We start from the raw sequence: 15,338 nt of genomic DNA on the forward strand, positions 1-15,338 counted from the left end.
GATGAATTACTATACACAAAGTAAAGGGTATTCATTATTCGGCATTCTTGGGGACGTTAAGACGCATGGCCAAGATTGCACTAATTATAAAGAACGCTCCCGCAAAAAGTATGGCATTTATAGCACTTCCACCGAGTAGGTATTTATAAATAGGACCAAACGTAAGCGTTTCTATACCCATTGGAATAACAATCATCATATTTAAAATACCCATATAAACACCACGTCTGTCCTGCGGAACAACCTTTGAAACCATAGTGTAGGGAATACCCATCATGGCTGCCCAACCAATACCGAAAAGTACCATAGGTGCCAAGACAAAAATAGGATCGTCAATAAATGGAATAGCGAACAATGCCACACCTGTGCCTACTAAACTTAAGGCATATATCCTTTTACCTCCATATTTTAAAGTAAGCGGTACAAGGGCTAAGGCCACCACCATAGTAACGATATTATACGTTAAACTCATTTGAGCCGACTGCGAAGCAGCTTCTGAAGTAGAATAACCGAGTGTTAGTTTAAAAAGTGGGGTTATGTACTGCCAATAGACAAAAAGAGCATACCATTGGAATAAGTAAACCGCACTAATTTTCCACATAAAAGAAGGCATATCCCTAATAGCTGTTGCTATTTCAGAAAAGGGCTTGGCAATTCTTGTACCAATTGGCTTACTTTTATCATGATTAATTTCCGCTAACTCTTCCGCTGATGGAGGAATTTCCGGAGTTTTCAGAACGGACCATAAAATGGTAGCTATGGAAAGTATACCTCCGATATAAAAGGAATAGTACAGCCACTGTGGTATGGAACCCGCCACCTCTATGGATTCATCGCCCAACAGATACTGAAACAATACAATAGACCCGTTTGCTAAAAGAATACCGGCACCTACAAATAAGCTCTGCATTTGAAAACCTAAACTCAATTGCTTTTCAGGTAATTTGTCCCCTACAAAAGCACGATAAGGTTCCATGGCCATATTATTACCTACGTCAAGAATCCAGAGCAGACCAACGGCAAACCAAAGTACAGGGCTAGTCGGAAAGGCAAATAAACACAAACTACCAATAATGGCTCCAATTAGAAAATATGGTTTACGCCTACCCCACTTGGGAGACCATGTTTTATCCGACATGGCACCAATAATTGGCTGAATGACCAACCCCGTAACCGGCCCAGCGATATTTAGAATGGGTAACATATCCTCAGGAGCTCCTAGGTATAAAAAGATTGGATTAATTGCAGTTTGTTGTAGACCAAAACTATATTGGATTCCAAGAAAACCAACATTCATATTAAAAATCTGCCAAAAACTAAGACTTGGTTTACCTATTTTCATCTAAATGCTTCGTTTGGTTTAGTCTTTATGTCATAATCGTAAAAATTGTGACAATAAATCAATAATTCTTAAAATATAAGTCCATCCAAGATAGTATATTTAATGCTTGTTGCGCTATTGCCATTTAAAAAAAGTGATAAGTTTTGTAACGAAAACGATAGAGTTATCGCATCACTTACTTCAGAAATTTAATATTACGCTGTAAGCCAGCGAATTTAGTTCGTTTTACTGCAGACTTCTGAAAGACTTTTTTAAAGACATCCGTTGTTATTTCTTCCCAATCTTTTTTGGTCATAGAAAGCAAATCTGGATGTGGATTAAAAAGAGGTTCGCTATGTGATTTGGAGAATTTGTTCCAGGGACATACATCTTGACAAACGTCACAACCAAAAGCCCAATCGTCAAACTGACCATTAAATTCATTGGGAATCTCGTTCTTCAACTCTATGGTAAAATAAGAAATACATTTACTACCATCTACCACATAAGGCTCGGTTATGGCCTCCGTTGGACATGCATCTATGCACGCGGTACATGTTCCGCAATGGTCGGTAACCGGCGTATCATATTCCAATGCTATATCAACGATTAATTCTGCAATAAAATAAAAAGAACCCACTTGTTGTGTAAGCAGATTACTATGCTTGCCAATCCACCCTAAACCACTTTTAGCGGCCCATGCTTTATCCAGAACAGGGGCAGAATCTACAAACGCCCGTCCGTTTACCGCTCCAATTTCATCGGAGATAAATTCTTGTAATTGTCTTAATTTGGATTTGATGACATGATGATAATCTTGCCCATAGGCATATTTAGAAATTTTATAGGTATTTTGAATTTGCTTTTCTTCCGGATAGTAATTGAGCAATAGCGAGATTACAGATTTAGAACCTTCCACTAAGCGTCGCGGGTCCAAACGCTTATCAAAATGGTTTTCCATGTAGGTCATTTCTCCGTGCATGTTATTGTTTAACCATTTCTCTAGACGAGGTGCCTCTTGCTCCAAAAAATCTGCTTTAGAGATACCACATGATAAGAACCCTAGGCGTTTAGCTTCGGTCTTTATAAGTTCGCTTGTCTTAGAAAGATTCATCTTGGAATAAAATGAAGTTTAACGGCAACAGGTTTCAACGAAATCAGTGGATTAATCTCGATATCGCCTGCTACCGGCTTTAGCTTATAGCTGCGTAGTAACTCGGCCACAGTTAAAATCATTTCTTGCATGGCAAAGTTATTACCGATACACATTCTTGGCCCGGCACCAAAAGGAAAATAATAATCGGAATAATCCTTTTTATGAGCACCATCGAATCTTTCGGGTTTAAAAGTATTGGGATTCTCCCAAAAACGTGCATCCCTATGAAGCTCGTATATAGCAAGTAGCAACATCGTATTTTCACGAATTTCGTATCCGTCTATTTCATCCTTCGCAATAGATTCCCTGTCAATGTAGTAAGCAGGTGGATATAATCGCATACCTTCTTCTATGCATTGTTTCACATAAGCTAATTCCCGTAAACTTTCCATTTCAACATCCTTTGTCCAATCTATTGCATTGACTTCCAAAAAAGCTTTTTCCTGTATCTCCGGATGTTTGGCTAATAGAAATAATATAAAGCCTAAGGCATTTGCAGTTGTTTCATGTCCAGCGGCGAAGAGGATTAAAATCTCATCTATCAATTGTTCCTCTGGCATACCGCTGCCATCCTCATAAGTGGCTTTAAGAAGCATGTCCATTAAGTCATCTTTTTCAATATTTTCAGCTACCCGCTCTGAAATAATCTTACTTAATATGGCCCGCGCCTTCAACGAAAGTTTTATGTGTTTATTTATTTTACCGGATAAGGAATACCACCAATTTAAATACGGCTGTCTCATTTCTTGAATAAGCATTCGTTGGTTGGCTTCCGTAATTTCCTTTAAATCAGACATCTGCTCTTGAATATCATCCCTACTGAAAAGGGAAGTAGCTACTACTTGAAATGCAAGGTCTCCCATTAATGGATAAATATCCTGTATTTCTCCGGGTTTAATTTTAGAGAGCTCTCCTTTTATAGCATTGTGCATTATTTGCAATAGCCCTCGTAACTTTTTTTTATGGAAAGCAGGCTGTATCATCCTTCTATGGGTACGCCAATGGTCTCCGTTGGCAGTGAGCAAACCCTTACCAATGTACTTTGCCAAGTCTACGGTCTGCAATGAGGATTTCTGATAATTCTTTTGCCCTGTTTGAAGGACCTGCTTTATAAATTTGGCGTGTCTTGTGAAAACGATACGTTGTTTTACACCTACCGCCACTTCAAAAATATCTCCTAAACGATTAAAATTATCATGGTGAAAAGGTATCGGGTTTTTGAGTATTTGTTTTCTATTTTTAAAAACATGACTTCGCGATACCAATGGAAGCTTTTTCATTTAAAATAGTCCTGGTTGTGTACCTCCTTTAATTCTACCAAGGTGTTTGTAAGCAAGTTCGGTTACCTCACGACCGCGGGGTGTTCGCATTATAAAACCCTGTTGTATCAAAAATGGCTCATAGACTTCTTCTATTGTTTCCGAACTTTCAGAAACTGCTGTTGCCAAAGTAGTAATCCCAACGGGGCCACCTTTAAATTTATCTATGATCGTGGTAAGTATCTTATTATCCATCTCATCCAATCCATGTGCATCAACATTCAATGCTTTAAGACTGAATTTTGATATTTCCATATCTATAGCGCCGTTACCCTTTATTTGAGCGAAATCCCGAACCCTACGTAGTAATGAATTGCAGATACGCGGAGTTCCTCTACTGCGACCTGCTATTTCAATAGCCGCTTCATTTGAAATTTTTACTTTCAATATTTCCGCACTACGCTGTACAATAGTAGATAACAACTCTGTTGAATAGTACTGCAACCTGCTTTGAATACCAAAACGTGCTCTCATAGGCGCTGTCAATAGGCCAGACCTGGTTGTTGCGCCAATTAGGGTAAACGGACTTAGATTAATTTGCACGGATCGCGCATTGGGCCCGGTCTCAATCATGATATCGATTCTGTAATCTTCCATGGCCGAGTACAAATACTCTTCCACAATAGGGCTTAAACGATGTATTTCATCAATAAATAGCACATCGCGTTCATCTAAATTTGTAAGAAGTCCTGCTAAGTCTCCCGGTTTATCCAACACTGGCCCAGAGGTAATTTTAATACCCACGCCCAATTCATTGGCTAAAATATTAGCCAAAGTGGTTTTTCCCAAACCAGGAGGGCCATGAAATAAGGTATGGTCCAAAGCTTCTCCACGCTGGTTGGCGGCTTCTACAAAAACTTTCAGGTTCTCCAAAACCTGTTCCTGACCCGTAAAATCGTCAAAACTAATTGGTCTTAAAGCTTTTTCAATATCAAGCTCTATATCGGAAAAACCATCTGCAGAAGGGTCCAAGTACTCATTCATATCCTAACAAAGATAGGGAAACAGGCTTAAAGTAATTCACGGTGCATAATGCATTATTTGCGAAAGTTTCAAGTAATAATTCGTAATTTCAAATTATGGAAAAGAAAATTTACTCCGCTGGTATTTTACAGTATATCCCAATTTTTTATGTGATTTGGTCCGATGATTTAGTTTCAACTTCAGAAATTAATGTAGTAGAAAAGGCCATAGGTAGAGATGAGAGTCTGACTAAAGAGGATAAAAAAACGTTGAAGACTTGGTTGATGGTCAATGAACCTCCTGCGAATGAAGAATTCAAGGTTTGGAAAAATATCATCTCCAAGTCACAGGTAAAGCTCATCGAAAGTGAAACCTATCCTTTAGCAACTTTTAGCCAAAAGGTCGTTTGCCATTACAAGGAATCGTGTCCGTTCAACGATAATTTAAAAGCTATAGAAGTAAATTTAGGAATACAACCAAATCACTATAACCATCTTTTTAATGTAGAAGTAGAGCATGAAAGTGTTTCCGATTTCTATGATGCTAACGAAATTGACCGTATCCTAAAAGGGAAAAATGCTGGAGTAGTCGATAATTTTAGAGCTGTTTTAGATCATTCGATTTTTAAGTGGGATGTCCACAGAACCAAGGAAGACTTCCGAAAAATAGTATTGAAGCAAGTAGAACACCTAGCCTCCAAAGGATATGGTGCCATGGCCTATCCAAAAGAATATGGCGGTATAAATGATATGGAAGGCTACGCTACTATTTTTGAGAATATGATGTATGTAGATGGGAGCCTTACCATAAAGTTTGGTGTTCAATTTGGTTTGTTCGGCGGTAGTATTCAAAAATTAGGAACAAAGAAACACCATGACAAGTATTTGAATAAAACCGGAGCAGCAGATTTGCTGGGCTGTTTTGCAATGACGGAAACTGGCCACGGCTCTAATGTAAGAGGCATAAAAACTACGGCAACCTATGATAGGAAAGCGGATGCTATTGTTCTACATACCCCAGGGGAAAATGATAATAAAGAGTACATAGGAAATGCCTTAGACTCTAAAATGGCCTCTGTTTTTGCTCAACTCATAGTGGATGGAAAAAACGAAGGTGTGCACGCTATCTTGGTGCCACTACGAGATGAAAATCACAAACTACTACCTGGAATAAAAGTCGAGGATAATGGTTATAAGTTAGGTCTTAACGGTGTAGATAATGGTAAAATATGGTTTCATCAGGTTAGTGTCCCTAGGGAGAATTTGTTGAATAAATACGGAGATATTAGTTCGGAAGGGACTTATAAGTCAGAAATCAAGAATCCCAATAAGCGATTTTTCACCATGCTGGGAACCCTAGTCGGTGGTAGAATATGCGTGGCCCGCGCAGGGCTCGGCGGAGCAAAAATGGCCCTTGCCATTGCCGTTAAGCATGCCCTAAAAAGAAGACAGTTCAATGATAGTGTAAAAATTCAAGAGGATTTATTAATGGACTATCCTACGCACCAATTACGATTAACTCCTCTGGTGGCAAGTGCCTATGTATATCACATAACACTAGATAAAATGATGGAGGTGTACTGTGATGAAACGCAACCGGACAAACGTAAGGTAGAGACTCAGGTTGCGGGATTAAAGTCGATTATTACCTGGTATGCTAATTCTACCATTCAGGAATGCAGAGAAGCTTGTGGCGGCAAAGGTTATTTGCTGGAAAACCGCATTGCCGATTTAAAGGGCGATGTTGATATATTTACCACTTTCGAGGGCGATAATAACGTATTACTTCAATTAGCGGCTAAAGGGGTACTATCAGATTTTAAAGCTGAATTTAATAGTGCGGGATTCACTTCAGTTCTTAAACTTCTGAGTCAGCAACTAAGCGATAAACTAGCTACTGTAAATCCTTTATACGCCAATAAAGTAGATCCAGAGCATTTATATAATCCAAAATTTCATCAACACGCATTTGAATATAGAACACGTAGATTAACCTATACCTTAGCAATGCGTATAAGAGGTTATATTAAAAAGGGCATACCGTCTTACCAAGCTTTCCTGAAGGTACAAACACATTTATTGGCACTAGGAAAGGCCTACAGTATAGAACTGGCATATGCTACTTTTACATCGTTTACAACTTCAATAGCGGATGAAAAGAATAGAGAACTCTTTCGAAAGTTAGGAACGCTTTATGCATTATCAGAACTAAGAAAAGATGCTTCTTGGTTTTTGGAACAAGGTTATATAGGTAGCTCAAAATCTAAAGCCATTAGACAAAGAACGGAACGCTTATGTACAGAACTTCGACCGCATATCGAGGTTTTAGTAAATGGTTTTGGCATACCCGACCATTGCATGTCGGCTCCCATAGCACGTTAATTATTCTCTTTGTCCAGTTGTGACGTGTCCAAAAAGTCTAGTATCGTAATTTTTGGATTTCCGTACAAACTTGTTTTTGAAGAACCTCGGGAAGACAACTGAAAATCTTCTAATACATTGACCCTGGCATTTGGCGAGTCTTCGGAGACCACGAGCGCCGTATTAGATTCCAGCTTTTCCGCTTTTAGATTGCTATTACCGTAAAGTTTAGCAGTTAAAAAATCTGTCGTTCCTTCTAGTTTAGCTGAGGCGTTTTTGTACATGTAGATGGTATTCTTCTCCCCAGTTGCATAAATTTTTGCATCTATCCTATCTTTTAAAGTTAGATTTAGCGAATCACTTGCAACGTTAAAATCACCTGAGCTAATCCCCTCCATATTTATATCGATAATATCGGCAGTCGCATTCAACTCAAGTCTAGCCGTTCCAGAAGTATTTACTGTAAGCCTGTCAGAAGAAATAACATCTTTCATACTAATTTCACCATTGCGCATAGTCAATTTGTCGAGCTCTGTATAATACACCAGAATATTCAGCTTCTTTTTTGAAGTGATTTTATAAAATGAAGTGATGATTAAGGTGCTGTCGGTCACTTTAAACTTTAGCACATCAATTAAGTTATCGTCCGCTTCTAGGGTGTATCCCTCATTAGAAGCCTTTTGCAATACTATCTCCAAGTCATCGTTAAGCTGTATAGCATGAAAAGCTGGTAAGTCTTCACGTACTTCAACAACATTCTTATTCCCCTTAATTTTTGGCTTTCGCTGTGAATAGGAATACACGCAGGTAAAAATGAGTAGTAAAAAAATGACTTTTTTCATATGTTCTAAATATTTTAAAATATCGAAATATTAATTTAAAGGTATTACAAAAATTCAATATGTTTCAACTTCATCTATTATCAAAAAAAATGCCCAACTTTTAAAGTTGGGCATTTTTTAAAATTTCTTATGAATCAATGATTCAATTCCTCTTCATCATCTTGTAAAGGAACATCTTGCGGCACAAAATCCTGTCCTGGTATAATGTATTCTCCATTCTCATCTACCTTACTGTAATCATACGCCCAACGGTGCACATGAGGAATAGCTCCGGGCCAATTTCCATGAATATGTTCCTGTGGCGTTGTCCACTCTAATGTGTTTGATTTCCAAGGGTTCTGCGGACCTTTTTTACCGTAGAACATACTATAAACAAAATTCGCTACAAATACCAATTGAGCTGCTCCTGCTATTAATGCGAATACAGTCATTAATATTTGAACATCGGTCAATTCATCAAACATTGGAAAGGCTGTGTTCTCGTAATATCTCCTAGGAACACCCGCCATACCAACAAAGTGCATTGGGAAGAATACACCATAAGCACAGATGGCAGTTACCCAAAAGTGAACGTACCCTAAATTCTTATTCATCATTTTACCTTCAAACATTTTCGGGAACCAATGATACACCCCTGCAAACAAACCATAAAGTGCAGAAATTCCCATTACTAAGTGAAAGTGTGCTACAACGAAATAGGTGTCATGTACATTAATATCCAATGTACTATCTCCTAAAATAATACCTGTAAGTCCTCCTGTAATAAAAGTAGATACTAAGCCTATTGAGAATAGCATCGCAGGATTTAGTTGAAGGTTACCCTTCCATAAGGTGGTAATGTAATTAAATGCTTTTACCGCTGATGGTATAGCAATTAGTAGAGTTGTAAATGTAAATACAGAACCTAAAAATGGATTCATTCCAGATATGAACATGTGGTGACCCCAAACTATCGTAGATAAAAAGGCTATTGCCAAAATGGAAGCAACCATAGCCCGGTAACCAAAGATTGGTTTACGTGCATTGGTAGACATTACCTCTGACGTAATTCCTAATGCCGGCAATAAAACAATATACACCTCTGGGTGACCTAAGAACCAAAATAAATGCTCGTATAATACAGGTGAGCCTCCTTGATAATGCAATACTTCACCTTGAATAAAAATATCTGACAGAAAGAAAGAAGTGCCAAAACTTCTATCCATTATCAATAATAACGCTGCCGATAATAAAACTGGGAATGAAATAACTCCAATGATAGCGGTTACAAAAAATGCCCAAATAGTTAGTGGCAATCTGGTCATGGACATACCCTTTGTTCTCAAGTTAATGACCGTGACTATATAGTTTAAAGAACCTAAAAGCGATGAAGCTATAAAGATGGCCATGGAAACCAGCCATAGGGTCATACCCATTCCAGAACCAGGTTGTGCCATAGGTAACGCGCTCAATGGAGGATATATCGTCCAACCGGCTGCTGCAGGCCCCGCTTCAACAAAAAGAGAAGAAATCATTATCATGCTGGCCAAAAAGAATAACCAGAAGGAAACCATGTTAAGAAACCCTGACGCCATATCACGAGCGCCTATTTGTAAGGGAATTAACAAATTACTGAAGGTACCACTCAATCCTGCGGTAAGCACAAAGAATACCATAATAGTTCCGTGCATAGTTACCAATGCCAGATAAATATCTGCATCCATTATTCCATCTGGAGCCCATTTCCCTAGAAAGGTATCAAAAACTAAAAATGACTCTCCTGGCCATGCCAATTGCATCCTCATTAACAATGACATAGCAATTCCGATAAAACCCATCACCAAAACACCTAAAATAAGGTATTGCTTGGCAATCATTTTATGATCCTGACTAAAAATATATTTTGTTACAAATGTTTCTTTGTGATGATGATGCCCATGATCGTCATGTGCATTCTCATCTACATGTGCTGTTACTGTTGACATAATCGAATTCTTTTTTTATTAATTTTCTTTTTCTAGCCTACTTTAAAACTTAAACCGAACTACTGTCCTACCGAAACACCATCAACGGTGTTAAAAGCGGGATTAGTTTCGTCCTTAAGCACTGTCTCCGCAAATGTTTTTTGCTGCGCCATCCACTCATTATACTCCTCCTCAGTCTCAACAATTATCTTCATTTGCATATTATAATGTGATCTCCCACATATCTTATTACACAATAGAATATAATCAAATTCCCATGGATCCAATATTTCGTCCCCTGTGGCTGATTTCTCAGCTCTAATTTTATTTGTTCTTTTCACCTTATCAACAACATCGGGATTTCTCCTCATCTCCTCGGTTGTGTAAACTGGTGTAAATGAAAACTCCGTTACCATACCTGGAACACAATTCATTTGTGCTCTAAAATGCGGCATGTAAGCAGAATGTAATACATCTTGTGAACGCATTTTAAAGTTCACCTTTCTACCTACTGGTAAATGCAATTCTTTTACGATAACGTCATCCTCACTATAAGTGTCAGCTTCATCTAATCCCATGACATTGGCACGATCAATATCTATCATTCGAACATTAGCGCCTCCTAAAACATTATCTGCGCCACCGTACCTGGCAGTCCAATTAAATTGTTGTGCATATAATTCTACGATTAGCGGGTCATCTTCGTCATTAACATCCATAATATTCGTCCAGGTATAAAGTCCCCAAAGAATAAGACCTGCTAAAACAATAACAGGAATAATGGTCCAAATGAACTCTAGGCGATCATTATCAGCATAGAATAATGCTTTTTTCCCTTTCTCACCTCTATACTTATAACCAAAATAATGGAGTAAAGCCTGTGTGATAGTCTGCACAATGAAAATGATGATAAAGGATACCAACATTAAGTAATCATACTCCCCTCCATGTTCAGAAGCTGCCTCAGGAAGTAAAAACTTAGAATATTTCCAGAAACTGAATATGGTAATTCCGTAAATGAAAATCAAAAAAGCGAACAATAGATAACCGTTATTTTTATTATCTGAGTCGTTTGCTATTTCTTGATTATCAGTTTTAAGCTGAGATAATTCAAATATCTTGGTCATTTGCCAGATGGCAATTGCCACGAGAACTAAAACTGCTAAAGTTAATAATGTAGTCATTGTATGATTTGATATTATACTTTAAAACTTACTAATAATGAAAGTGTCTACTTTCCTCAATAAAAGGGTTCCTTTTTGGCTGTAAAGGCGCAGTTGAAAGCGCTCTGAAAATCCAAAAGATAAAGAATCCGGCAAAAAACAATATAGAACTGATCTCTGGTATACCAATATACCATTGATCACCTACCGTAGCCGGCATAATGGCATTAAAAATATCCATGTAGTGACCTGCTAATATTACAACTCCAGCCATCACCACAAACCAATTAACACGCTTATAATCACTATTCATCAACAAAAGAACAGGAAACAAAAAGTTCATAGCTACCATACCGAAGAAAGGCAATTTATAATCCTCTATTCTAGTTACGTAGTAGGTAACTTCTTCAGGGATGTTAGAGTACCATATAAGCATGAATTGGGAGAACCATAAATAAGTCCAAAAAATACTTATACCGAACATGAACTTCGCCAAATCATGAATATGACTATCGTTCACTTCCTTTAATAATCCTTTTGATTTCAAATAGATGGTTACCATAGCGATAACTGTTATCCCTGACACGAACATGCTTGCAAAAATATACCATCCAAATAGCGTACTAAACCAGTGTGGGTCCACGCTCATGATCCAATCCCAAGACATGATAGATTCAGAGATAAGATAAAATACCAGGAAAGCTGCAGATATTCTAAAATTCAATTTAAAATTGGAGTTATCATCTGCCTCGTCCTGTTGTAAGGATAATTTTCTGGAGTATTCGCGATACGCTATCCAACCACCTAAAAACAAGGCCGCTCTAATTAAAAAGAATGTAGGATTTAAATAACCTGCCTTTCCCTGCAATAACGCGTCATGAGCTACAACATCAGCGTCCATCCAAACGAATAAATGGTTCATATGCAATACAGAAAGTAGTAGTATAACAAAAACCACTATTCCACCAGGCACCAAATATGCTGTTATACCTTCCATAACCCTAAACAGTAAGGGAGACCAACCAGCCTGTGCTGCTCGTTGTATAGCATAGAACGCTAAAACACCTAAGGAAATCATCATAAAAAAGAATGCCGCAACATACAGCGCCGCCCATGGCTTATTCTGGAGTTGATGCAATAAATGTTCGTCATGCGATGCCCCATGCTCCTCTCCATGTGTTTTGACTGCCCCGTGGTCATCGGCTACCATTGGATGTGCCGCCTCTTCAGCATGATCTCCTCCGTGAACATCATCATGGCTGGCTACCATAGCTTTTGCTTCCTCTACGGTACCAGGTGACATAACAAACCCGCCAATTATTCCAACAAGTCCTACAGCCATTAATACAATGGAAGCAATCTTAAGTCTATTTGAAAACGTATACATAGTATGGTTTTACCTATTATTTGGTTAAATCTTGTTTCAATTTCATCACGTACTCAGAAACCTGCCACATCTCAGTATTATTCATCTGTGAAGCATATGACCCCATAGAATTTAAACCGTATTGCATGGTATGATAAGTAGTTCCAACAGTAATATTCCTAGCTGCATCATCATAACTCGGAACTCCTAAAATCTTCTCTCTTTTCACTAAAGTCCCTTGACCTTTACCCTTGTCACCATGACAAATAGCACAGTAAATCGTGTACAATTGTCCTCCTACAGCTAAATTTTCTTCTGAATTCAATGAATCCAAAGGACTTGTATTTAGTCTAGCGATTTCCTTACCCTCTGGACTATTAGCTATATCATAAGGCAACCAACCTCTATTAATGGTGTTTGCAGGAGGAAGCATAGCTTCAGAACCATTTGGCAAAAAATCTACTTCTTCATAGGTTTCGTAACCTACAGGTTCGTACATGTTAGGCATATATTGGTAATTGGGTTTACTATCGTCTTGACACGCTATAAAAGCGAACATCAAACCTATTACCAATCCTATTTTCTTAAAACTGTTCATATTTAATGACTGTTTTTCTCTGATATATTAATTTCTACTGCTCCAGTATCTGCCAACAAATCCTTTAACTCCTGTTCGTTGTCATGAATTTCAATTTCCATTAAGAAATGGTCGTCCGTTGTTCTAACATCAGGATTTTCAGCCTTCTTAAAAGGCCACAACCTACTTCTAAGGTAAAATGTAATTACCATTAAGTGAGCAGCGAAGAATACTGTTAGCTCGAACATTATAGGCACAAAAGCAGGCATGTTCTCTAAATAACTAAAACTTGGTTTACCACCAATATCCTGTGGCCAATCCTTTATCATAATGAAATTCATCATTAGAATAGCCACCGTTAAACCAACACAACCATACAGGAAAGAAGTTATTGCTATTCTAGTAGGCGCTAATCCCATAGCCTTATCCAAACCGTGTACCGGAAATGGACAATATACCTCCTCTATATGATGCTTGGCTGCCTTCACTTTTTTAACGGCGTGCATAAGCACGTCATCATCGTTGTAAAATGCATGTATAACTTTTGATGCCATAGCCTACTTTTTGTTGTTTAATACTTTTGCCTGTCCTGCCCAATCATCTCTCTGCGCCCTTCCTGGGAAAGACCCGGTAATTGAATCCAACAAGTCATATTCTTTTGATGTCATCCTTGCAACCTGTGCAAAAGTGAAAATCCCAATTTCGTTTAATGTAGCCTCCATTTGAGGGCCTATACCTTTCACCTTTTTAAGGTCATCAGCTGTATCTTTTGAGGCGTCGAACGTTCCAATAGAACTTAAGAGCTCTGTTACGCCAACCTTATCACCCTCTTTAGGAACATCTTCTCCCATTAACACATCCTGAGTAATACTTTCAGTAACAGTAGCTTTTGTGGTAGGGATTTCATATAATGGTTTGCCCGCATCTCTTAGCGCCTTATATTTTCCACCTGACGATTTCAATATAGATTTTACCTCTGCCTGCGCAATAACTGGGAAAGTTCTAGAATACAACAAGAACAATACAAAGAAGAATCCTATGGTCCCTATAAAGATACCTATATCCACAAATGTTGGAGAGAACATTGTCCATGAAGATGGCAAATAATCCCTGTGCAATGATGTGACGATAATTACAAAACGTTCAAACCACATTCCAATATTAACTACAATAGAAATAAAGAATGAAAACATGATACTAGTACGTAATTTCTTGAACCACATAAACTGTGGAGAGAACACATTACAGGTCATCATTGCCCAGTAAGCCCACCAGTAAGGTCCAGTAGCTCTATTTAAAAATGCATATTGCTCATACTCTACTCCAGAATACCATGCCATGAACAATTCCGTAATATAGGCACATCCTACAATAGAACCTGTAATCATTATTACAATATTCATCAATTCTATATGCTGTACTGTAATGTACGCTTCTAGATTACACACTTTTCTCATGATAATCAGAAGGGTGTTTACCATCGCAAATCCAGAGAAAATAGCCCCTGCAACAAAATAAGGAGGAAAAATCGTAGTATGCCATCCTGGTATTACTGAAGTGGCAAAATCAAAAGATACAATGGTGTGTACAGAAAGTACTAAAGGTGTGGCCAAACCAGCTAAAACCAATGACACTTCCTCAAAACGCTGCCAGTCCTTGGCTCTTCCGCTCCAACCAAAACTTAGTAAACCATAAATTTTCTTCTGAAAAGGCAAAACGGCCCTATCACGTATCATGGCGAAATCTGGCAATAAACCTGTCCACCAGAAAACCAATGAAACGGATAAATATGTTGATATCGCAAATACATCCCAAAGTAGTGGCGAATTAAAGTTTACCCATAAAGATCCAAATTGATTAGGAATAGGTAAAACCCAGTAGGCCAACCATGGTCTTCCCATGTGTATTATAGGAAACAATCCTGCCTGTATTACAGAGAAAATTGTCATTGCCTCTGCAGAACGGTTAATAGCCATTCTCCATTTCTGGCGGAATAACAATAATACCGCAGAGATTAGGGTTCCTGCATGACCGATACCTACCCACCAAACAAAGTTGGTAATATCCCAGGCCCAGTTAACCGTTTTATTTAAACCCCAAGTACCGATACCTGTGGAAATTGTATAGATAATACAACCTACTCCCCACAAAAAAGCAACCAAAGCAATGGAAAAAACTATCCACCAATGCTTATTGGCTCTTCCTTCTACAGGAGCGGCAATATCCACGGTTACATCGTGGTAGCCTTTGTTACCGACTACTAAGGGTTTTCTTATAGGAGCTTCGTAATGCGACGCCATAGAATTCTGTTATAATTACTTTCTAGAT

General features: G+C 38.2%; 12 protein-coding genes. 1 reads left to right on the plus strand and 11 read right to left on the minus strand.

Annotation, left to right across the window (positions count from 1 at the left end):
• Positions 1-34: 34 nt before the first annotated feature.
• The 4 genes from SJY09_RS10170 to ruvB all read right to left on the minus strand — a co-directional run bounded on the left by SJY09_RS10170 (position 35) and on the right by ruvB (position 4,780).
• Entirely contained in the window at positions 35-1,342 is a 1,308-nt protein-coding gene (locus SJY09_RS10170) for an MFS transporter (RefSeq protein WP_396635610.1), read from the minus strand.
• Between the two features lie 175 nt (positions 1,343-1,517).
• Positions 1,518-2,435, minus strand: a complete 918-nt coding sequence (gene queG, locus SJY09_RS10175; protein WP_396635611.1) for a tRNA epoxyqueuosine(34) reductase QueG — start codon at positions 2,433-2,435, stop codon at positions 1,518-1,520.
• Positions 2,432-3,757: a cytochrome P450 gene (locus SJY09_RS10180; protein ID WP_396635612.1), complete on the minus strand. Its 1,326-nt coding sequence runs from the start codon at positions 3,755-3,757 to the stop codon at positions 2,432-2,434. The genes queG and SJY09_RS10180 overlap by 4 nt, the downstream gene beginning before the upstream one ends.
• Positions 3,758-4,780, minus strand: coding sequence for a Holliday junction branch migration DNA helicase RuvB (gene ruvB, locus SJY09_RS10185; RefSeq protein WP_396635613.1), 1,023 nt, complete (start codon positions 4,778-4,780; stop codon positions 3,758-3,760).
• A 95-nt stretch (positions 4,781-4,875) separates the two neighbouring features.
• On the opposite strand from ruvB, the gene SJY09_RS10190 reads away from it, so the two are divergent.
• The gene (locus SJY09_RS10190; protein ID WP_396635614.1) at positions 4,876-7,140 is read left to right on the plus strand and encodes an acyl-CoA dehydrogenase; all 2,265 of its coding nucleotides are present in this window, start codon (positions 4,876-4,878) and stop codon (positions 7,138-7,140) included.
• Here SJY09_RS10190 and SJY09_RS10195 read toward each other — a convergent pair.
• From SJY09_RS10195 to nrfD, 7 genes are all read right to left on the minus strand, one after another.
• Complete coding sequence (locus SJY09_RS10195; protein ID WP_396635615.1) at positions 7,137-7,961, minus strand: GIN domain-containing protein; 825 nt, start codon at positions 7,959-7,961, stop codon at positions 7,137-7,139. The two genes, SJY09_RS10190 and SJY09_RS10195, sit on opposite strands and share 4 nt — an antisense overlap.
• Positions 7,962-8,095: 134 nt before the next feature.
• Entirely contained in the window at positions 8,096-9,925 is a 1,830-nt protein-coding gene (locus tag SJY09_RS10200; protein ID WP_396635616.1) for a cbb3-type cytochrome c oxidase subunit I, read from the minus strand.
• A gap of 59 nt (positions 9,926-9,984) precedes the next feature.
• Positions 9,985-11,088, minus strand: coding sequence for a cytochrome c oxidase subunit II (locus SJY09_RS10205; protein ID WP_396635617.1), 1,104 nt, complete (start codon positions 11,086-11,088; stop codon positions 9,985-9,987).
• Positions 11,089-11,119: 31 nt separating this feature from the next.
• Positions 11,120-12,454 carry a quinol:cytochrome C oxidoreductase gene (locus SJY09_RS10210; protein ID WP_396635618.1) on the minus strand — a complete coding sequence of 445 codons (1,335 nt, stop codon included), beginning with the start codon at positions 12,452-12,454 and terminating at the stop codon, positions 11,120-11,122.
• 16 nt (positions 12,455-12,470) lie between these two features.
• Entirely contained in the window at positions 12,471-13,031 is a 561-nt protein-coding gene (locus SJY09_RS10215) for a c-type cytochrome (RefSeq protein WP_396635619.1), read from the minus strand.
• 2 nt (positions 13,032-13,033) lie between these two features.
• On the minus strand, positions 13,034-13,564 hold the full coding sequence (locus tag SJY09_RS10220; RefSeq protein WP_396635620.1) for a DUF3341 domain-containing protein: 531 nt from the start codon (positions 13,562-13,564) through the stop codon (positions 13,034-13,036).
• Positions 13,565-13,567: 3 nt separating this feature from the next.
• Positions 13,568-15,310 carry an NrfD/PsrC family molybdoenzyme membrane anchor subunit gene (gene nrfD / locus SJY09_RS10225; RefSeq protein ID WP_396635621.1) on the minus strand — a complete coding sequence of 581 codons (1,743 nt, stop codon included), beginning with the start codon at positions 15,308-15,310 and terminating at the stop codon, positions 13,568-13,570.
• Positions 15,311-15,338: the final 28 nt, after the last annotated feature.

It is taken from the genome of Maribacter sp. R77961, from assembly GCF_044594925.1.
Taxonomy (GTDB): Bacteria; Bacteroidota; Bacteroidia; order Flavobacteriales; family Flavobacteriaceae; genus Maribacter.